The following is a 20,089-nucleotide window of genomic DNA, read 5'->3' on the forward strand; positions in this document are numbered from 1 at the left end:
GAGGAACAAAGAATTGGTTAGAGTGGAGATTACAAGAAGCACTACTAACGGTAAAATAATATCTTACAAATTGGAGGGTCACGCATACTATAACGAATACGGCAAGGACATTGTTTGTGCCGGTGTTTCAGCTGTATCAATTGGAACGGTTAACTCAATAGAAGCATTGTTGGGAATTGTGCCAGAACACACAATATATGAAGGTTTTTTGAAAGTAGACATACCTGAACGAATTGAGTCAAAAACTTTTGAGCAGGTACAGCTTTTGTTGGAATCAATGGTAATTATGCTGAAATCTATCCAAGAATCTTACGGTGAATTTTTAACAATTGAAGAAACTATACAATAGACTATAGAGAATTTGGAGGTATTGAAAAAAATTATGTATCCTTTTTATACTATGGTCTATACAAATTAGGGGCATTTCTTCAATGAAGAAAAGCTCCTTTTTTAATGTTACTATAGGGCTGCATTACTAAAATAAAAGAATTGTAAAGGAGGGCAGTTTGTGAATGGTTACACTTAAACTAACGGGTGCTTTTATGAAATAAGACCTGTTACTTTAAGTTTCACCAACGTACAATTAAACTCGTATAGAGAGATCATGTTGATTAATAAGAAGAAGGTATAGTTCTCTATATATTGTTACTATTTTAGTATCTTTTCCCTCACATAGATAAAGAGTATATAGAAGCGGGTACAGACACTGTATTAACCCACCGACATCTCATGTGTTGCCACATACACTATAGAAATGGTGAAGCGTTCGCAAGGTTGGAGTTTGTATAATAGAAAAGCAGTTGATATAGAAATCTATACCAGCTGCTTTTTTGTTTAAAAAAATACCATTTTGGGCCGATTTTCGTTAAAATAAACATTGTCGATTTTCACAAATGATAAATGTCCAAATGTACTTGTGTTTGATCATAAGTTATTAAGCATGATATAAGTGTAAAAGAAGTGGAACATTTGACTTTATTTTTATTAACCCAGAGTTTGAAGTTGTATTCATAGTGAGAGGATTTGAGTTTGAAATGATAGATAATTTTTGGCGTGATTTACCACGGCCATTTTTTGTACTTGCCCCCATGGAAGATGTGACAGATGTTGTTTTTCGTCACGTAGTAAGTGCAGCCGGTCGACCGGATGTATTTTTCACAGAGTTTACAAACTCGGATAGCTATTGTCATCCAGAGGGCATGAAAAGTGTGCGTGGCCGTTTGACTTTTACAGAAGATGAACAGCCAATGGTGGCACATATTTGGGGAGATAATCCCGACTATTTCCGTCAAATGAGTATTGGTATGGCAGAGCTAGGATTTAAAGGTTTCGATATTAATATGGGCTGCCCTGTACCGAATGTGGCATCGAGAGGGAAGGGTAGTGGCCTTATTCTGCGTCCAGACGTGGCAGCAAAACTTATTCAAGCAGCAAAAGCGGGCGGCCTGCCTGTCAGTGTAAAAACACGACTTGGCGATAAGAAGGTTGAGGAGTGGGAGGAGTGGCTCACGCATATTTTCAAACAGGATATTGCGAACCTTTCTATTCATTTACGTACCAGAAAGGAAATGAGCCAGGTAGATGCGCACTGGGAGCTCATACCGGAAATCAAAAAATTACGTGACCGTATCGCACCAAATACGCTGCTAACAATTAATGGAGACATTCCTGACCGTCAAATCGGGCTACAACTTGCTGAACAATATGGGATTGATGGCGTTATGATCGGGCGAGGTATTTTTAAAAATCCTTTTGCTTTTGAAAAAGAGCCCAAAGAGCATAGCAGCAAAGAATACCTTGATCTATTAAGACTGCAGCTTGATCTTCAAGATCAATATGCGGAATTAGTGCCACGTTCAATCACAGGGCTTCATCGCTTTTTCAAAATTTATGTCAAAGGATTCCGTGGAGCTGGGGAATTAAGAAATCAGTTGATGAACACAAAATCAACAGATGAAGTGCGTGTGTTGCTTGATAACTTTGAAAACTCATAACTTGACGGTAATAACAGAAAATTCTAGTTTAAATCCCTGGACTTAAAGTAAAAATTGATTTAAGAGAAGCAAAAATGATAATAATAAACAATAAAAAAGATCAACTAATGAAGGAGCTCCTCAGTTTTGGACTCCTTTTTATTATGTAGTCAACCACAAAAACATATTTTTCCATTATAATATATTTAAAAACTCCAAAAAGGTGACCCAATATGATAGTCTACGAATCCACAAAACAAGAATTCCTAAACGACGTGTTCGAAGACCAGCTAGTAACTAACATATGTAATAACTACAATGAGAAGATTGGTCGAATTAATGAGAGAGAAGTGCGAGCTTGGGATAACTCGATGCAATATATGTATAGAGTTTTAAGTGATGCTGAAATTCCTACTAATGCTGGGGTAGCCATTGAGTTTAAGATTCCTCATACCTCAAGAAGAGTCGACTTTTTGATCACTGGATCTGATCAGGACTCTCGTCAATCTGTTGTAATCGTTGAGCTTAAGCAATGGGAAAGCATTGAAAAGGTGGAAGGCAAGGAAGCAATCGTAAAGACGGCAATGAATAGAGGAATTGTTGAAACCACTCACCCATCGTATCAGGCATGGTCGTACGCTGCTCTTATCAAAGATTACAATGAGAGTGCTCAAGAAGAAAATATGGGATTGTATCCTTGTGCATATTTACATAACTATATTAACCAAGGGGAAGAAGACCCCCTAACGGATTCTATTTATAGTTACTATGTGGAGCAGGCACCTGTTTTTGTTAAGGGTGATGCAGGGAATCTTAGAAGTTTTATAAAGAAGTATATTCAATATGGTGATGATAAAGAAAATCTTTATAAGATTGAAAATGGTAGAATTCGTCCGTCGAAGTCGTTACAGGATACGCTTAACAGTATGTTGCAGGGAAATCAAGAATTTATCATGATTGATGATCAGAAGGTCGTATACGAGACAGCCCTTCAGCTAGCAAACACTGCTCTACGTACCAATACGAAGCAAGTTGTTATTGTGCAAGGTGGGCCAGGCACAGGGAAGTCCGTACTTGCGATTAACTTATTAGTAGAGGCAACAAATCGTAGCTATGTGGCGCAATATGTTACTAAAAATGCAGCCCCTAGAAATGTCTATGCAACTAAGTTAAAACAGAACTTTAGAAAGGGACATATTGATAACTTATTTACTGGTTCAGGTAGTTACATAAATGCTCCTAAGAATGAGTTTGATGTGTTAATTGTGGATGAGGCTCATCGATTAAATGAAAAATCAGGCCTTTTTAGTAATCTTGGTGAAAACCAAATTAAAGAAATCATGCATGCCTCTAAACTCTCGGTCTTCTTTATAGACGAACGTCAAAGAGTGACCCTCAAGGACATCGGAAGTATTGGAGAAATAGAGAAGTATGCAAAAGAACAATCTGCAAGTATTACTCGTGTTAAGCTAGATTCACAGTTTCGCTGCAATGGTTCAGATGGTTATATAAGCTGGCTAGACGATGTTTTACAGATTCGTGAGACTGCAAATAGTAACTATTTAGGGATAAAATACGATTTTAGAATATATTCGGACCCTAATGAGCTAAGAGACGAGATAAATAAATTGAATAAACAAGCTAACAAGTCACGATTAGTGGCGGGCTATTGTTGGAACTGGTTAAAAGAGGGGAAAGCAAACACGAATGTTCATGATATAACCATCCCTGAGCATTTATTCGGGATGAGTTGGAATCTAAATAACTCTGAAACATGGGCCATAGATGAGACCTCTGTCCAAGAAGTGGGATGTATACATACCTGTCAGGGACTTGAATTTGATTATGTTGGAGTAATTATCGGTAATGATCTTATCTATCGAGATGGAAAAGTACTAACAGATCATATAGAACGAGCTAAAACAGATAATTCCCTAAAGGGATTGAAAAAAATGCTAAAAGAATCACCAGATGAGGCAGAGAGAGTAGCTGATGAGATTATAAGGAATACTTACCGAACCTTAATGACACGAGGGCAGAAGGGGTGTTTCATTTATTGTACAGATAGTGAGTTAGGTGAGTATTTTAGACAAAGGGTTAGTAGACTTGAAACAGAATATGTTGAAAATGAGTTTTTTAAATTGAATTCGAGGGTAGCTGAGGAGAAAGGAACGTATAAAAATTAGTACCAACTTAATGCTCGTAGTGACTATAAAGAACCGTCCCTGTGTTTTAGCGCGAGGACTACGAGTGCTTGAGGATGATAAATTCAGCCAGATAATATGTCTCAGCATATGTCAGGTAGAGTACGTATCAGAAATAATTTTAAAAGAAGAAGCAGGATCCCGTTAACGGTTTACCTGCTTCTATTCAAATTGGGGAGCCGAGAAAATTTAATTTATCACTCCAATACTGCCTAGCAATTTGAATAAGCTCTTCCATAACATCTGTATCAAGGTTTGAAACACCCCAACGTAAGATCTTACCTTCTTTTTTCAATTGCTCCATGCCTTCAATCGTTTCCTCTAAAGGAACTCCACCTCTGGCATACATTTCAGCTGTATCAATTAATGTAATTCCTAATTCCATTCCAAGCTGCAACGCTTGAATTTCTTGCTCTTTTGTTCGTGGATTTTCACCCATTAACCATGTGCCTTGTCCTAAACCAGGTACTACCGTGCCATCCCCTAAAGTGACCTTTTTGCTTTCTACATGACTTATAATTGTTGCGATCTTCATGTCATCAAGGGATTTCATTTCCCTTTCTCCAATTATTTACTAAGAAGTGTAATAGTACTTTACGTAATTAATAAATTATTAAAAGGAAATAATTTGAGGAGGGGATATTATTAAAATAATTATAGCTCAAAAGGGAGATACATTATGGAAAATTGCAGCAAAATATGAAACAGACATTCAATCATTATTCAATCTTAATCATCACATTTCAAGTCCTGATCAAGTACTTACAAATATGATGGTGTATCTTCCAACAATACCTACCTCTAAAAGCGGGATTCCTCCAGTATGTTATCCAGAAATGCCTGAGAAATATTTAGATTATTGGATTCCAACAACCCCAATTGAAAAAATGGCAACAGAAGAATATGACGTTCTTATAGTAGGAAGTGGAGCAGGGGGAAGTGCAGCTCTTTATCGAGTGTGTGAACAGTGGAAAGGAAAAGGAAAAAAGATTGGAATAATTGAAGCTGGAGGATTATTGTTGCCAACTCATGCACAAAATATTTCAACGTTAGAAGTGGAACGCTTCCAAAGGTATTTTTTAAATCCAAAAATCTCCACACCTATTGGGTGGGAGCTTCCACAATTCCCTGGAGCAAGACTTGTGTTTGCTTTGGGAGGAAGAACATTATTTTGGTCAGCCGTTTGTCCAAGGATGAATGAAATGGAGTTTGAGCTCGGGGATTGGCCAATTTCTTATAAAGAGTTAATCAGTTATTATAATAACGTTGAGAAGGTATTGAGTGTTACGCAGGAATTTACAAAAGATTCTCAAATTACTGATATACTACTAGACCGTCTTAGAGAGAACGGTTTTCCTCAAGCTACTGCAGTACCAATCGCAACGGATATTTCACAGGCGAAGTTTGGGAAAGTTGGTTCGGATGTTTTCTTTAGTTCTATTGATTTCTTTGCAAGGTCTCTTAATTTAAGTCCATTTGATTTGGCAATCTATTCTCGTGCAGTTCAGGTGTACGTTGAAAATAATAAGGCTACAGGAGTTAAGGTTCTAACATGGGGAGGGAAAACTTATAAAGTAAGAGCGAAAAATATTATTTTATCAACTAGTACACTTGAGACCCCAAGAATTCTATTGAATTCAGGAATTGAGGGGAAAGCCATAGGACATTATTTGGTCAATCATTCCTTTTTAGAGGTAAATGGCAATTTTGATCGTTCGGAATTTCCCGAAAACTTCGGGAACCTGGGTATATTAGTACCGCAAGCAGAAGAAGATTCATATCAACTTCAAATGTATGGACGTGGAGGGACCTTTTTTTATCATGAGAGAAGAATACCATTAAGAGATAAAGTTCCTTTTTATTTACAAGGATTTGGAAAAGTTGAACCTCAATTCAATAATAGAGTAACATTACATCCTACGAAAAAAGACTATTTTGGTATCCCAAAAATTCATGTTGATTTTTCTTATAGTGAAAAAGATATTAAACTTATTAGCATTATTCAACAGAAAATGGAAGATTCCTTAGTTGTTATGAAGGGGACAAAGGAAGAAGAAATTTGTTTACGACCACCTGGACTAGATTATCATGAAATGGGAACATGTAGAATGGGACATAATAGTGAAACATCTGTTACAAATAAATATGGGCAAGTCCATAATATTTCTGGCCTTTTTATAGCTGATAATAGTGTATTACCACATTCAGGTGCAGCGAATCCAACCCTTACAATGATGGCCTTAGCTTTCCATACCGCAGATTATATTTCACAAAGATAGAATATTAAGCGAATAGAATAGTAATCTAATATACTGTTATAGTTCTCATCTTGTGTAATTCACCTTGATTTTCAATCATTTTATAGAGAAAATTCCTGATGCCTGATCCCAAATACTATGCTGGGGGTCAGGCACTTTTAATATCTTGTATGAATGACAATAAAGAATGATGGACGATTTCACAAACAAACCCTAAATGCAAAAAAAAGGACACTGAGATCATCTCAGAGGCCTTTCCTTTTACTATTTATCATTAGATAAGAAGTTATAAATATTAGCTTCGCCAGCTCCATAAAGTGGATCTGCTCCGACTTTACCAAAATCAAGAGCACTATTTCTGATGGCTGCCGCTACTTGAGCAGGTGAGTACTCAGGATGAGCTGCTTTAATGACTCCAGCTACACCAGCAACTTTAGGAGCTGCCATGGAAGTTCCGTGTAAATAGGAATATCCATGCCATTGAGCGTCACTAAATTGAGTTGTAGCATTTGTGCCACCATTAGCTCCTACAGGATAGGAAGGGTAGGTTGATAATGTACGATACGTAAAGTCACGTTTATTTAAATAGTCTCCTTTTGGATCTTTACGATATAAGCTATCGTATAATGGACCGTTATCTCCACCAGGGCCAGCAACGTCAATTGGATTTCCATAATTAGAATAGAAGGCAATGGTATCTGTAGACCACTGACTAGATGATGAAACGGTGATCACTCCAGGGATTTGGGCTGGTACTACACGGGAAGGTCCTTTAATGTCTAAGCCGTAAGTATCCTTCCAATAGGCTTGCATATCGTGTAAATTATTTAGGTCTTTGGAATCGTTACCAGAGGATACGACTACCGTAACTCCTTTTTGAGTCGCATATTGAACGGCACGATGATAAGCAACCATTGAAGCAGAGTCACCTTTATCTTCGAGGTTATGAGCCATCCAACGCCAGCCACCAATCGACATATTTATAACTTCCACACCATCGTTAGCTGCTGCGACAATCGCGTCAGTAATCCAAGATTGTTGTGCTCCTCCTGAGGCACCAAAAACACGATAAGCTCGGACGGTTAAATTTGGTCCTACTCCTTTAACCTTTCCATTAGCAGCAATGGATCCAGCAACATGTGTACCATGACCGTTTTTATCCCAAGCATCTGTTGTTCCAGGTACAAAGGTTTTTGATCCCTCAAGATCAGCATTCTCTTTCAAATCAGGATGGCTAAAGTCAATTCCCGTATCAATAACAGCCACGACGGTTTCGGCGTTCCCCTCATTTAGCTTATAAGAATCACCATCATTTGTTAAACGTTGCATATCCCATTGTTTGTCCCAATAGCTGTCTGCATTTGGATCTAATGTCACTTTGCCTCCATCAGGGGTACCAGGAGTAAAATTTATTCTATTATCTGGATCAGTTTCTAAGTACGCTTCAAGTTCTCTGCCGGCAGTCTGAATATTGGTATCTTTTTTTACATTCGAAAGAAAAGTTGGATCAGATGACGCAACCTCAATAACTCCAATTTCAGGAATTACTCTTTCAACTTTCCCTCCGGCCTTCAAGATGGTCTCTGAGTAATTACCTGGCAACTTACCTTTATACGCTATCACGTAATGTTCATTCACCGCGGTTGCCTTCGTTTTATTGGGCACGACACCAACCAATAAAGAAAATGATAGAGCAGAACAAATTGATAGGATTGCTAGTTTCTTTTTCATACCCATTTCTCCTTTATGTAAAAGTAATTTGATCCACGAACAAACTAATTTTAATACAACCTCTGTAATAAGATTGTCGGTTGATGGGCTGGAAATTTTAAATATTATGACGAAAATCGACTGAATAATCTTTTTAATTGAAATTAGAAGTCGACTCACTAATTTACCAGGTAACAAAGGTTTTGCGCCAATTTATTTATGTGTGGTTTGGCAGTGTGTTTATAGCTTGTTATATATTATTAAACCTATTGATATTGTAAATAGACTAACTATTATAAAAGCTGAGATAGGTGTCGCTTATGACGGTGACCCTTGGTTTATGATTGGGTTACTTGTAAAGAATATCGATGGAAATATGTTATTGTTGATGCCTTTGGGTTATTTAGTTCCTATCCTGTGGAAAAAGTTTAAGAGAAAGCAAATCATATTATTAGGTTTATGTGTATCTATATTGATAGAGTTTTTACAGTTTTGGGAAATTAAACTTGGAGCGTTTAGTCATGTAACTGATATAGATGAGGTAATCTTCAATGTTTTAGGAGTTTTTGTAGGTTATTTATTTTACCGATTAACTACAATAATAATTGCTAAACTTACTAATCAGATAAGCTCTAAAATACAGGTAAAAGCGTAAATTAAGAGAATAAACATAGCCCATCAAAAAAATGATGGGCTATACCTATACCAGTTTGAATATTTCATTGTTCAATTAAACTGGTCACAGAAACAGTTTGCTTTTTATTGGGTTCATCTAGGGGATGAATAGTGGCCATTCCTTTTTGTTGATCCACATGTTCTATGTAGATTTGCTTTCCGTTATAAGTTACATTGGTCATTACCGATGAAGACGATATTTCTTGTGCCCTTTGTGAGTCCATAATTTGTCTTCCTCCTTTTTTGATTAACAACATATTTAATATTTACCAGAGTGGAACAAATTATGTGAAGAAACGTACTTAAGCATTATTAATAGCACTTTACTATTCTATTATTTATTAGAGAAAAGTGAATGATTATATGATTTTAACTTCGAAACTATGAATATAAATAAAAAAAGAGGGAATAATGAGTGTAAGACCATGTTAGAGATGAGGGATATGAATGACTGAACAGGAGAAAAAATTGTGTTATAAAACTACGATTATATTAGGGAAAGATACTAGTCAGATGAAGTTAAACGATATTATCGAGGAACTAGTTTATGTGATTGAACAAAAAGGTAACGTTAAAACAGTAAACATCTAAAATAAGTAGAAAATAAGAACGGGAAAATTCAATCAAACGTTTGATTGAATTTTTTTCTCGAGCAAACTGCCTCCGAAAAACAGTTTTCAAAACTCAAATGGGAACCTATAAGATAACGAAAAAAAGGATTTGGGCTATTTGATTGAAAGGGTGCATTCGTTAGTGGGACATTTTTACCATAAAAACCCGGTTGACGAATTCAAAGATAGTATTGTAGTATAAGAAGATAATTGAATAAGACCTCACTTTTAACAGTGGGGTAGAGGCGCGATATTTAACAGTCTTTAGTGGAGTTTGAGAAGCAATGATGCTAAGGAGAAGGAAATGTCGCCGAAGTTTGTAATATTCTCAGTATTACATGCTGGGTCTGTAGTTAAGAGCTGCAGGACTGTCTCGATAAACGGTTCCGTTTATTGAGTTGTGCTATCTCATTTGGGATAAAAGAGAGGACTTTGGGCTACTATGCATAACGCGACCTGAGTTTATCTCAGGTCGTTTTTTGTTGTTTTAGTACCATAGAATAACAGGGGGAGAGACTTCATGAAAAACAAGTTATCATTATTCATAGTTTTGTTGGTTTCATCTATTCTACTATTAGCAGGATGCGGGACAAGTAACGGTTCTGATTCTGGATCATCAGAGGATAAAACATTTAAGGTTGGTCTTGAAGCGGGTTATGCTCCTTTTAACTGGACTCAGAACGACGATTCTAACGGTGGAGTTAAAATTGATGGTTCTGCAGAGTATGCAGGTGGATATGATGTGGAAATCGCTAAGAAGGTCGCTGAAGGATTAGGAAAAGAATTAGTGATTGTTAAAACAGAGTGGGATGGCCTAGTACCAGCTTTAACATCAGGTAAAATTGATGCCATTATAGCTGGAATGTCACCAACAGCTGAGCGTAAAGAAACAATTGATTTTACGGATAATTACTATAAATCTAATCTAGTTATGGTTATGAAAAAAGGAAGCAAGTATGAAGGTGCTACTTCTATCCAAGATTTCAAAGGTGCGAAGATTACAGCGCAGTTAAATACATTCCATTACAATGTAATTGATCAAATTGAAGGTGTAAACAAGAAAACGGCGATGGACAACTTCCCAGCAATGAGAGTTGCTCTTGAATCAGGGATCATTGATGGATACGTTTCAGAACGTCCAGAAGGAGTTAGTGCATCAGCTGCAAATGAAAACTATGTGATGGTTGAATTTGAAGATGGTTTCGAAACATCAGAAGATGATACAGCGATCGCTGTCGGTTTGAAAAAAGACAGTGATTTAACAGAAAAAATCAATGAAATTTTAGCAGGGATCTCAGAGGAAGAACAAACAAGCATCATGGATGCCGCTATTAAGAATCAACCAGCAGCAAAATAAGATATAGAAACCGGCTGTATATATGCATACAGTCGGTTTTATACGGTAAGGAGGAGAAAAGATGAGTGTTGAGTGGGTTATTAAAATCATCGCGGAAAACTGGCCTATGTTCCTTCGTGGTGCTGGTTTAACACTTTTAATTGCTCTTATTGGAACGATTTTTGGGGCAATGATAGGATTATTAGCAGGCGTTATACGAACGATTCCCGTACCTGAACGTGGTGCGAAAAAAATACTTTTAAAAGTGATTAACCTAATCCTTTCTATATATATTGAGTTTTTCCGTGGAACACCGATGATTGTACAAGCAATGGTTATTTTCTATGGATCCGCATTAGCATTTGGTATAGATATGAATGTGTTTGTGGCAGCTATTTTTGTAGTATCGATTAATACAGGAGCCTATATGGCTGAGATTGTTCGTGGTGGAATTGTTTCGATTGAAAAAGGACAGTTTGAAGCCGCTCATGCGATCGGAATGAATCATCTACAAACGATGTGGAATGTGGTTTTGCCACAGGTAATTCGAAATATTCTACCTGCAACAGGAAATCAATTTGTTATTAATATTAAAGATACGTCCGTTCTGAATGTGATTTCCGTGACAGAATTATTTTTCGTTACCAAATCGATTTCAGGCAATAACTTTAGATATTTTGAATCCTTCTTCGTCGCATGTCTAATTTATTTTGTGATGACTTTTATCGTAACAAGAATCTTGCTATATATTGAAAAGAAATTAGATGGCTCTGACAGCTATACGGTTATTGGAAACGACGCACAAGTAGAAGTAGCTCAAAAATAATGAGAGAAGGAGGAGAGACTATGGAAAAGATTATCGATATACAGCATTTAAACAAATCCTTTGGAACTCATGAAGTATTAAAAGACATTAATTTTTCCGTGAATAAAGGAGAAGTAGTCACCATTATCGGTTCCTCAGGTTCTGGTAAATCAACTCTTCTTCGTTGTGTGAATCTTTTAGAAAAACCAAGCGGCGGAAAAATTATCTATCATGGTGAAAATATATTGGATGACAAGCATGATGTAGCGGCCTACCGACAGCATTTAGGTATGGTATTCCAACAATTTAACCTTTTTAACAATCACAACGTTCTTATGAACTGTGTGGTAGGACAAGTGAAAGTATTAAAACGCTCCAAGGAAGAAGCCGAAAAAGTAGCGATGAAGTACTTGAAAGTTGTTGGAATGGATAAATATATTAACGCAAAGCCAAAGCAACTGTCCGGTGGTCAAAAGCAACGTGTGGCAATTGCTAGAGCCCTCTCCATGGATCCAGATGTGATGTTATTTGATGAACCAACGTCTGCTCTTGACCCAGAAATGGTAGGAGAAGTTCTGAAAGTCATGAAGGAACTCGCAGAATCAGGTCTTACGATGTTGATCGTTACGCATGAAATGGAATTTGCCAAAGAAGTATCTGATCGAGTGGTCTTCATGAACCAAGGAGTGATTGCAGAAGAAGGCACTCCAGAGCAAATTTTCTCTAATCCAACACAAGAACGCACAAGAGAATTCCTGAAGCGTACGTTAAATTAATCGCAATTATTATACGGTTTAAGGTTGAACTAGACCTCCAATTGTTACCTACTAGAGAGCAATTGGAGGTTTTTTTCATCATTTCCAGGTGCTCAAGGAACGTAACCCATACTTTGATTCCCGTTCAACTCTTTTTCAAGCGGTCACGGGAACCAAACCCATACTTAGATGCCCGTTCAACTCATTTCCGAGAGCTCAAGGGAACCAAACGTCTACTTAGATTCCCGTTGAGCTCTTTTTCAAGGGCTCACGGGAACCAAACGCCTACTTAGATTCCCGTTGAGCTCTTTTTCAAGTGCTCAAGGGAACCAAACGCCTACTTAGATTCCCATCGAGCATTTTTTCAAGTGCTCAAGGGAACCAAACCCCTACTTAGATTCCCGTTGAGCTCTTTTTCAAGTGCTCAAGGGAACCAAACGCCTACTTAGATTCCCGTTTAGCTCTTTTTCAAGTGCTCAAGGGAACCAAACCTATACTTTGATGCCCGTTCAGCTCTTTTTCAAGCGTTCACGGGAACCAAACCCATACTCTGATTCCCGTTTAGCCCTTTTTCAAGTGCTCATGGAATCCAGAAGCCTACTCCATCAAAACCCCATTTCATATAACTTTTCGAAATAAAGCTCTTCAAACTTTTTATTCAGAATTCCGTAATAATAGGCAATTGGCTTTTGTATGGTGCTTACTTTGAGTTTACTAATCATTATTCATCAGTAGGTTCGGATGATAAACCTATAGCGTGAGGAGTCAAAAGAGAATAACCGATAACTCAGAAAACTCGAACAATAATTGTTGAATATTTTGAATTATTAAGATAGAATGAAAAAAAGTAAGCGCTTAACCACTATTGTAACTATTAAATGAGTTGTAAAGGAGGAGTGAAGATGAGGAATGTCCAATGGGGAATTCTTAGTGCAGCAAATATTGCCTATGATGAATTAGTCCCAGCACTACGACGATCAAAGAGGGCGGAATTACTTGCGGTTGCTTCGAAAAGCAAAGAAAAGGCGGAGCGATTCAAAGCTCCAGTCACATACAGCCGATACGAAACATTGTTAGAAGACAAAAACATTGATGCAGTGTATATTCCACTACCAAACTCACTTCATGCTGAATGGGCTATTAAAGCGATGCAGCATGGAAAGCATGTCTTGCTTGAAAAACCTGCTGCGCTTACCGAGCATGACATGCAGGCTATGAAACAAGCAGCAGAAGAAAATGATGTCATCTTCATGGAAGCCTTTATGTACCAATACCACCGTCAACATGCCCGTGCAAAGGAATTACTTTCGTCTGGAATCATTGGTGACGTCCGTTATGTGAAATCCCACTTTTCCTGGATGCTAGAGGATACCGGAGATATTCGCCTAAATAGTGAACTAGGTGGTGGAGCTATGCGTGACGTGGGTTGTTATGGGTTGCATGCAGTCACTCAAATCGTTGGTTTTAAGCCTAGTAAAATATCAATGAGTGGGAAAGTTCCTTTGGAATTTGGCGTTGATACAACCTCCACATGTGTGATGATCGATGATCAAAACAGAACGGCAGAAGTAACAGCTTCAATGGAACTTCCATTTACTAATCGTTATGAAATCTACGGGCCAAAAGGAGTGATCACGGTTGACTCTGCTTTTCGCCCAGATGTGTCTGTTGATCAATTTGGGAAAATCACGGTAAAAGACCATGATGGAAATGTCATTCTTTTTGAGAGATGGAAGGACGATCAATATTTAAATCAGGTCGAGCATTTTCAGGATTGCATTCTTCAGGCGAAACAACCTGATTACAATGCAGAGCATTCGCTTGAAATGGCACGTTATCTAGAAAAGGCGTACCAATCGCTTCAAAATAACTCTATGATGATAAAAATTGATTAAAGGGGAAATGTATAATGGCTAAAAAGGTTCGTACAGCAGTATTTGGACTCGGAAGACTTGGGTATTGGCATGCTGTAAATGTCGCTAAAAACCGAAATGCAGAGCTAGTATCTGTATGTGATGTCAACTTCGAATCGGCGCAAAGGGTAGCAGCTGAGTTAGAAGTCCCAAAATTTACGACAAATCCTGAAGAAATCTTCCAGGATGAAACCATTGAAGCGGTGGTCATTGCTTCTCCAACTAGTACACATTTTGACTTATTAAAAAGAGCTTCAGAAACGGGAAAGGCGATTTTTGTTGAAAAGCCGCTTACTATCGACTTAAAAGAGTCCTTTGAAATTAAATCAATTATTGAACAAAACCAAGTGATTTGCCAAATTGGCTTTATGCGTCGATTTGATCCAGCGTATGATGCAGCCAAAAAAAGAATCGCGGCGGGTGATATTGGAGACCCGATATATTTCCGTGGGATTTCGCGTGACCCAGTTTCTCCGCACGAAGCGTTTATTAAAGACAGTGGTGGATTGTTTGTTGACGTATCAATTCATGATTTTGATATTGCAAGGTATTTAATGAATACAGAGGTGGAATCTGTAAGCGCTCACGGAAGGGTGCTAAAATATCCGTTTATGGAGAAATACAAAGATGTTGACCAAGCCCTAACCTATATAGAGTTTGTTTCGGGTGCAGCAGGAGATGCGGAGGCAAGCCGGAACGCTTATTATGGCTATGACATTCGGGCGGAAGTAATTGGGACAGAAGGATCCATCTTTATAGGAAACCTTCGTCAGCACGATATTCAAATTTTAACGAAAGCAGGAAATACGCACGACATCCTTCCTGACTTTCCAACTAGATTTACAGATGCCTATACGCTTGAATTAGAGGAATTCTTTAAAGTGGTCTTAGAGAAAGCGGTTCCGCGTGTGACTGTTGACGATGGGGTAAAGGCATTAGAAATCGCTTATGCAGCTAAGGAATCTTATCTTTCAGGGAATAAGGTGGAGCTTTCAAAAGTAACTGTTGGTTAAGTTTTGGTAAATACATTGTTACATTTATAAATAATGTTTCAAAACATTCAAAAAACTGTTGATATTTTGACACACTATGGATATAATCAGGCTTAAGGTAAGCGCTTACTTAAATCTCAAGGGGAATAAAAAGAAAGGGGTCTGTACATGGTAGCTCATGCAGGGTGCCTTCTCGAAATGAAAGGAATTAAAAAAAGCTTTGGGTCAAACCATGTGTTAAAGGGGATTGACTTGGATGTCAAAGCGGCTGAGGTTCATGTTTTACTAGGGGAGAATGGTGCTGGAAAGTCTACTTTCATAAAAATCCTAACCGGTGCATATGAAAAGGATGCTGGAGAAATCTACTGGGAAGGGAAAAAAGTCCAGCTCCATAACCCTCTTGATGCTATGGAACTTGGAATCGCCACTATTTATCAGGAACTAAATGTTATACCAGAGCTGAAAGTCTATGAAAATATTTTTCTAGGAAGAGAGCTTAAGCGTGGTGGAAAGTTCTCCATACTTGATCGAAAAGCAATGATTGCAGAAGCAAAGCGTTGTTTAGCTCTTTTAGGTCAAAAACCAGAGCTTGCCGAAATGGAGCTTGGGGAATTGGGAGTAGGTCAGCAACAGCTTGTAGAAATTGCGAAAGCGCTCACCCTTGATGTGAAGCTCATCATCATGGACGAACCGACTTCTAGCTTAAGTGCTCAGGAAGTAGAGCAGTTATACAGTTGCGTTGAAGGCTTAGTTGAAAAAGGAATTGCAATTGTTTTTATTTCTCACCGTTTAGAGGAAATCAAACGAATGGGAGATCGGATTACAATCCTTAGAGATGGTTTCAAAATTGATACTTTATCAGTAAAGAAGACAGATCCGGACTATTGGATCGAGTTAATGGTAGGACGTTCCTTAGATGAAAAGTTTCCAAAGCAGTCTTTTACACTTGGTAAAGAAGGCTTCCGTGTTGAAAATATGCTGGTGGAAGGAACGAAAGAACCAGTTGGTTTTTCAGTTCATTACGGAGAAATTGTTGGGTTCTCTGGACTTGTCGGTGCAGGAAGAACGGAGCTTGCAAGAGCTATTTTTGGCGCTGACCCAAGGAACAAGGATGCGAAGGTTTTCATCGATGGTAAAGAAGTCCAAATTAAAAATCCTCGTGATGCCATCGATGTAGGGATTGCGTTTATTACGGAGGACCGAAAAAGCGAAGGACTTCTCCTTGATCAGCCGGCAGATATCAATATTGCTTTAGCAAATATGAAAGGGTTTCAAAACAAAGCGAAGCTTATTAACCTAAAAGATATCCGAGCGAAGGCACAAGAGTATATTAAAGAACTACAAATTCGTCCAGATAATATTGAACTTCACGCACGCAACTTTAGTGGAGGGAATCAGCAAAAAGTCGTCATTGCAAAATGGTTATGTACACAGGCGAAGGTATTTATCTTTGATGAACCGACAAGGGGTATTGATGTTGGAGCAAAGGTTGAGGTTTATCGCTTAATGAATCAACTTGTTGAAAGCGGTGCCATTGTCATAATGATTTCTTCGGATTTACCTGAAATTCTTGGAATGTGCGATAGGGTATATGTCATGAGTGAAGGTAAAATAACTGCGAATTTATCAATTCAAGAGGCTTCTCAAGAAAGAATAATGAAAGCAGCTACAGGGGGATGAAGCAATGAGTCAAATTGTAGTAGAAAAAAAACAGGAAAACTTGACGGAGAAGAAAACCATTAAATCGTACTTAGCGAAACTAGCCCCACTACTAGCATTAATTCTTCTATCAGTCATACTCACCTTTTTATCGGATAAGTTCTTAACAGTTAATAACTTAATGAATATTTCACGGCAATCTTCCATCAATGCGCTCCTTGCGATTGGAATGCTTCTTCCAATCCTGACAGCAGGGATTGACTTATCAGTAGGTTCTATTCTCGCCGTATCCACCATGATTATGGGAATTGTCTCCGTTAATATGAGTTTAAACCCAGTACTTGGAATTCTTGCTTGTCTTGTAGTCGGTGCAGGCTTCGGATTGCTAAACGGTGTGCTATTAACAAAATTACACTTACCACATCCATTTATTTCAACATTGGGTACCCAGTTTATCGGACGTGGTATTGCCTTACTTATAACAGCAGCAGCACCGATTGCAGGTTTCCCGTTTATAATTCAATATGTTGGACGTGAGTTTGTTGGTCCGATTCCAATTAGTTTTATCTTAGTCATCCTCGTTTATGTCATCATGCATATTTTCTTAACAAGAACACAGACAGGTCGATATATTTATGCGATAGGGGGTAACCCAGAAGCAGCAAGGCTTTCTGGTATAAAAGTAGACCGAGTATTAATTATCGTATACACCATCAGTGGATTCATGGCCGGTCTTGCTGGGTTAGTCATGGTGGGACGCGTTAACTCCGCCTTCCCTTTAGCTGGTGTTACGTATGAGCTTGATGCGATTGCAGCCGTTATTATCGGTGGAGCTAGCTTCCTAGGCGGAGTTGGAACAGTTGCAGGTACATTAATAGGAGCTATGATAATTGCTGTTCTTCGAAATGGTCTAAATCTTCTTAATGTATCGGCTGACTCTCAGATGGCGTTAATTGGAATTGTAATCATTGCGGCAGTTTACGTCGATGTTTTACGTCAGCGTAAAAAAAGAAAGTAAGAGGTTTTTAGTTAGTAGTAATTGATTAATTAGAAAAATCAAACGGGGGGTACTACTATGTTCAAAAAGAATTTCAAACTATTCGGAGCTGCATTAGCTCTATCGGCAATGACTTTGGCAGGTTGTTCAAATAGCGGAGAAACAGGCGCAAGTACATCGGGTGATGGCAATGGTGGGGGAGAAAATGTATCTGTTGTCTTAAAAACTTTATCCAGCCCATATTGGAAGTACGTAGAAGCAGGGGCTAAAGCTGCCGGGGAAGAATTAGGTGTAGATGTAACTGTTGTCGGGCCTGCGGCAGAATCAGAGGTTATCCAGCAGGTCAATATGCTTGAGGATCAGGTTAGTCAGACACCGGGTGCGATTTTAGTGGCCCCTTCTCAGCCGGAAACGGTTGTCCCTGTATTGGAAAATGCCGCAAGCTCAGGGCTTCCCGTTCTTTTGATTGATACAGACGTTGATTTTGAAGGGAAAACAACCTTCATTGGAACAGAAAACTTTACCGCTGGTCAAGAAGGCGGTAAGCTCCTTGCCTCAATGCTTGAAAAAGGGGATAAAGTCGTGCTTATATCCGGAGCTTTAGGAAATCCAGCAACCGATGAGCGTATTAAGGGTGCGAAGGATGCTCTTGAAGCAGCAGGTATGGTAGTAGTTGCAGAGCAGCCGGCAGATAGTGATAAAGCAAAGGCGATGTCTGTAATGGAAAATATCCTTCAGAACAATAAAGATGTAAAAGGTGTATTCGCTGCAAACGATGACATGGCAATCGGTGTGTTGCGTGCAGTCCAAGCAGAGAATCTGGATGTAAAAGTAATTGGTACAGATGGTACTGAGGAAGCAGTTCAATCCATTATAGATGGTAAGCTTGCGGGAACAGTTGCTCAATCTCCTTATAATATGGGATACCAAGGTGTTGAAAATGCGTTGAAGGTAATGAAAGGTGAGTCTATTGATGAAAGAATCGACGCAGGTATTGACCTTATTACAAAGGAAAATGCCCAAAAGCAATTAGACTTCTTAAAGAGCATCTCGGAATAACAGTTTTCTAAACAAAATTCTTCATGCTAATATAGAAGCAGGAAATTAACTTTTAAGGAGTATGAAGATTATGAAGCCCACTATATATGATGTTGCTAAAAAAGCAGGGGTTTCGATTGCGACTGTGTCGAAAGTGATTAATAATACTGGCAGAATCAGCGAAGAAAGACGGAAAATGGTCACGAAAATTATGGAAGAATTGGAATACCAACCAAGCAGCGTGGCCGCGGCATTAACGGGAAAAAAAACGTTCACAATCGGAATGCTTATCCCAGATATTGCAAACCCTTTCTTTGCCGAAGTTTCCCGTGCACTGGAGAATCATGCACGGGAAACCGGCTATGCCATCATATTATGCAGCACTGATTACCAAACAGAACGAGAACATGAATATTTGGAGCTTCTGTTAAAAAAACAGGTAGACGGCATTATTATTGCAACGGAACCAAAAGATCTGAATGTTTATAAAAAACTAGCGAGTAAAAAAATTCCACACATATTCTTCTCTATCGACCATCCGTCTTTTATTTCACATGTCGTGACAACAGATGATGTTCGAGGGGGATATCTTGCTGGGCGATATTTATTAGAAAAAGGCCACCGCCATTTAGCTGTAATAGCTGAGACTAACCGCACAAGCGGCCGTTTGCGAATCGAAGGCTTTATCCAAGCCCTTAAGGAAGAAGGGATTGGATTTGATGAAAACCTCTTGATCCACTCGAAATCGAAGATTGAAGATGCAAAAAGTGCTGCACAAATCATTTTAAGTATGGAAAATCGACCAACGGCCGTTTTTGCCGGAACTGATTTAATTGCGACCATATTCGTAAATCAAGCAAGGAAAAAGCAGATTTCCATCCCAGATGAAATCTCAATCATTGGCTTCGATAATACCATACAAGCGGAATTAGCCGAACCAGGATTAACCACCATTGCTCAACCAATCGATGAATTGGCGCATTATGTGATTCAAAACCTATTAAAGTCAGTTGAAAATCCAACCATGCCGGGTCATCGAATAATGCTAGTTCCGGAATTGATTGAGCGCCAGTCGGTAAAGCAATTAACACAGAACCAAAATGTAGACTAAGTAACCAGTAAGTAAGGCTGGTTATACAGTCGGGTTAAGCGCTTAACTTTTT

At 38.5% G+C, this 20,089-nt stretch carries 17 protein-coding genes, 1 pseudogene and 1 riboswitch; of the genes and pseudogenes, 15 read left to right on the forward strand and 3 right to left on the reverse strand.

Annotated features, from left to right (window positions below):
• Window positions 1-22: 22 nt before the first annotated feature.
• From ACRX5O_RS17520 to ACRX5O_RS17530, 3 genes are all read left to right on the forward strand, one after another.
• On the forward strand, window positions 23-349 hold the full coding sequence (locus ACRX5O_RS17520) for a ribosomal-processing cysteine protease Prp (protein ID WP_346426614.1): 327 nt from the start codon (window positions 23-25) through the stop codon (window positions 347-349).
• A 664-nt stretch (window positions 350-1,013) separates the two neighbouring features.
• On the forward strand, window positions 1,014-1,994 hold the full coding sequence (locus ACRX5O_RS17525) for a tRNA dihydrouridine synthase (protein WP_433907118.1): 981 nt from the start codon (window positions 1,014-1,016) through the stop codon (window positions 1,992-1,994).
• Between the two features lie 212 nt (window positions 1,995-2,206).
• On the forward strand, window positions 2,207-4,159 hold the full coding sequence (locus tag ACRX5O_RS17530; protein ID WP_433907119.1) for a DNA/RNA helicase domain-containing protein: 1,953 nt from the start codon (window positions 2,207-2,209) through the stop codon (window positions 4,157-4,159).
• A 244-nt stretch (window positions 4,160-4,403) separates the two neighbouring features.
• On the opposite strand, the pseudogene ACRX5O_RS17535 reads toward ACRX5O_RS17530, so the two are convergent.
• Window positions 4,404-4,730 (reverse strand): annotated as a pseudogene (locus tag ACRX5O_RS17535) (aldo/keto reductase); the annotation flags it as partial.
• A gap of 217 nt (window positions 4,731-4,947) precedes the next feature.
• On the opposite strand from ACRX5O_RS17535, the gene ACRX5O_RS17540 reads away from it, so the two are divergent.
• The gene (locus tag ACRX5O_RS17540) at window positions 4,948-6,456 is read left to right on the forward strand and encodes a GMC oxidoreductase (protein WP_433907120.1); all 1,509 of its coding nucleotides are present in this window, start codon (window positions 4,948-4,950) and stop codon (window positions 6,454-6,456) included.
• A 243-nt stretch (window positions 6,457-6,699) separates the two neighbouring features.
• Here the strand turns inward: ACRX5O_RS17540 and ACRX5O_RS17545 are convergent, their stop codons facing one another.
• A complete protein-coding gene (locus ACRX5O_RS17545; RefSeq protein WP_433907121.1) occupies window positions 6,700-8,166 on the reverse strand; it encodes a S8 family serine peptidase in 1,467 nt (488 codons plus the stop codon).
• A gap of 226 nt (window positions 8,167-8,392) precedes the next feature.
• On the opposite strand from ACRX5O_RS17545, the gene ACRX5O_RS17550 reads away from it, so the two are divergent.
• Window positions 8,393-8,800, forward strand: a complete 408-nt coding sequence (locus ACRX5O_RS17550; RefSeq protein ID WP_433907122.1) for a VanZ family protein — start codon at window positions 8,393-8,395, stop codon at window positions 8,798-8,800.
• A 64-nt stretch (window positions 8,801-8,864) separates the two neighbouring features.
• Here ACRX5O_RS17550 and ACRX5O_RS17555 read toward each other — a convergent pair whose 3' ends face one another.
• Window positions 8,865-9,044: a small acid-soluble spore protein H gene (locus tag ACRX5O_RS17555; RefSeq protein ID WP_433907123.1), complete on the reverse strand. Its 180-nt coding sequence runs from the start codon at window positions 9,042-9,044 to the stop codon at window positions 8,865-8,867.
• 244 nt (window positions 9,045-9,288) lie between these two features.
• On the opposite strand from ACRX5O_RS17555, the gene ACRX5O_RS17560 reads away from it, so the two are divergent.
• From ACRX5O_RS17560 to ACRX5O_RS17605, 10 genes are all read left to right on the forward strand, one after another.
• Window positions 9,289-9,411, forward strand: a complete 123-nt coding sequence (locus tag ACRX5O_RS17560) for a hypothetical protein (RefSeq protein WP_433907124.1) — start codon at window positions 9,289-9,291, stop codon at window positions 9,409-9,411.
• A 252-nt stretch (window positions 9,412-9,663) separates the two neighbouring features.
• Window positions 9,664-9,845, forward strand: a riboswitch (Lysine riboswitch).
• A gap of 106 nt (window positions 9,846-9,951) precedes the next feature.
• Window positions 9,952-10,788 (forward strand): transporter substrate-binding domain-containing protein, encoded by an 837-nt coding sequence (locus tag ACRX5O_RS17565; RefSeq protein ID WP_433907125.1) that lies wholly within the window; start codon window positions 9,952-9,954, stop codon window positions 10,786-10,788.
• A gap of 61 nt (window positions 10,789-10,849) precedes the next feature.
• Window positions 10,850-11,593, forward strand: a complete 744-nt coding sequence (locus tag ACRX5O_RS17570) for an amino acid ABC transporter permease (protein ID WP_433907126.1) — start codon at window positions 10,850-10,852, stop codon at window positions 11,591-11,593.
• 20 nt (window positions 11,594-11,613) lie between these two features.
• Window positions 11,614-12,348: an amino acid ABC transporter ATP-binding protein gene (locus tag ACRX5O_RS17575; RefSeq protein ID WP_119706484.1), complete on the forward strand. Its 735-nt coding sequence runs from the start codon at window positions 11,614-11,616 to the stop codon at window positions 12,346-12,348.
• A gap of 881 nt (window positions 12,349-13,229) precedes the next feature.
• A complete protein-coding gene (locus ACRX5O_RS17580; protein ID WP_433907127.1) occupies window positions 13,230-14,222 on the forward strand; it encodes a Gfo/Idh/MocA family protein in 993 nt (330 codons plus the stop codon).
• Window positions 14,223-14,236: 14 nt separating this feature from the next.
• Window positions 14,237-15,253: a Gfo/Idh/MocA family oxidoreductase gene (locus ACRX5O_RS17585; protein WP_433907128.1), complete on the forward strand. Its 1,017-nt coding sequence runs from the start codon at window positions 14,237-14,239 to the stop codon at window positions 15,251-15,253.
• A gap of 177 nt (window positions 15,254-15,430) precedes the next feature.
• Window positions 15,431-16,912, forward strand: coding sequence for a sugar ABC transporter ATP-binding protein (locus ACRX5O_RS17590; RefSeq protein ID WP_433907129.1), 1,482 nt, complete (start codon window positions 15,431-15,433; stop codon window positions 16,910-16,912).
• Window positions 16,913-16,916: 4 nt separating this feature from the next.
• A complete protein-coding gene (locus tag ACRX5O_RS17595; RefSeq protein WP_433907130.1) occupies window positions 16,917-17,909 on the forward strand; it encodes an ABC transporter permease in 993 nt (330 codons plus the stop codon).
• Between the two features lie 57 nt (window positions 17,910-17,966).
• A complete protein-coding gene (locus ACRX5O_RS17600) occupies window positions 17,967-18,947 on the forward strand; it encodes a sugar ABC transporter substrate-binding protein (RefSeq protein WP_433907131.1) in 981 nt (326 codons plus the stop codon).
• Window positions 18,948-19,017: 70 nt separating this feature from the next.
• Window positions 19,018-20,037, forward strand: a complete 1,020-nt coding sequence (locus ACRX5O_RS17605; RefSeq protein WP_433907132.1) for a LacI family DNA-binding transcriptional regulator — start codon at window positions 19,018-19,020, stop codon at window positions 20,035-20,037.
• Window positions 20,038-20,089 lie beyond the last annotated feature (52 nt).

The sequence above is a fragment of the Robertmurraya mesotrionivorans genome (assembly GCF_050971805.1).
Taxonomy (GTDB): Bacteria; Bacillota; Bacilli; order Bacillales; family Cytobacillaceae; genus Robertmurraya_A.

Coding starts and splice junctions, on each gene's coding strand:
- ACRX5O_RS17540 (WP_433907120.1), top strand. CDS start 4,948: ATGATGGTGTATCTTCCAACAATACCTACCTCTAAAAGCGGGATTCCT.
- ACRX5O_RS17605 (WP_433907132.1), top strand. CDS start 19,018: ATGAAGCCCACTATATATGATGTTGCTAAAAAAGCAGGGGTTTCGATT.
- ACRX5O_RS17545 (WP_433907121.1), bottom strand. CDS start 8,166: ATGAAAAAGAAACTAGCAATCCTATCAATTTGTTCTGCTCTATCATTT.
- ACRX5O_RS17570 (WP_433907126.1), top strand. CDS start 10,850: ATGAGTGTTGAGTGGGTTATTAAAATCATCGCGGAAAACTGGCCTATG.
- ACRX5O_RS17565 (WP_433907125.1), top strand. CDS start 9,952: ATGAAAAACAAGTTATCATTATTCATAGTTTTGTTGGTTTCATCTATT.
- ACRX5O_RS17555 (WP_433907123.1), bottom strand. CDS start 9,044: ATGGACTCACAAAGGGCACAAGAAATATCGTCTTCATCGGTAATGACC.
- ACRX5O_RS17600 (WP_433907131.1), top strand. CDS start 17,967: ATGTTCAAAAAGAATTTCAAACTATTCGGAGCTGCATTAGCTCTATCG.
- ACRX5O_RS17590 (WP_433907129.1), top strand. CDS start 15,431: ATGAAAGGAATTAAAAAAAGCTTTGGGTCAAACCATGTGTTAAAGGGG.
- ACRX5O_RS17585 (WP_433907128.1), top strand. CDS start 14,237: ATGGCTAAAAAGGTTCGTACAGCAGTATTTGGACTCGGAAGACTTGGG.
- ACRX5O_RS17580 (WP_433907127.1), top strand. CDS start 13,230: ATGAGGAATGTCCAATGGGGAATTCTTAGTGCAGCAAATATTGCCTAT.
- ACRX5O_RS17530 (WP_433907119.1), top strand. CDS start 2,207: ATGATAGTCTACGAATCCACAAAACAAGAATTCCTAAACGACGTGTTC.
- ACRX5O_RS17595 (WP_433907130.1), top strand. CDS start 16,917: ATGAGTCAAATTGTAGTAGAAAAAAAACAGGAAAACTTGACGGAGAAG.
- ACRX5O_RS17575 (WP_119706484.1), top strand. CDS start 11,614: ATGGAAAAGATTATCGATATACAGCATTTAAACAAATCCTTTGGAACT.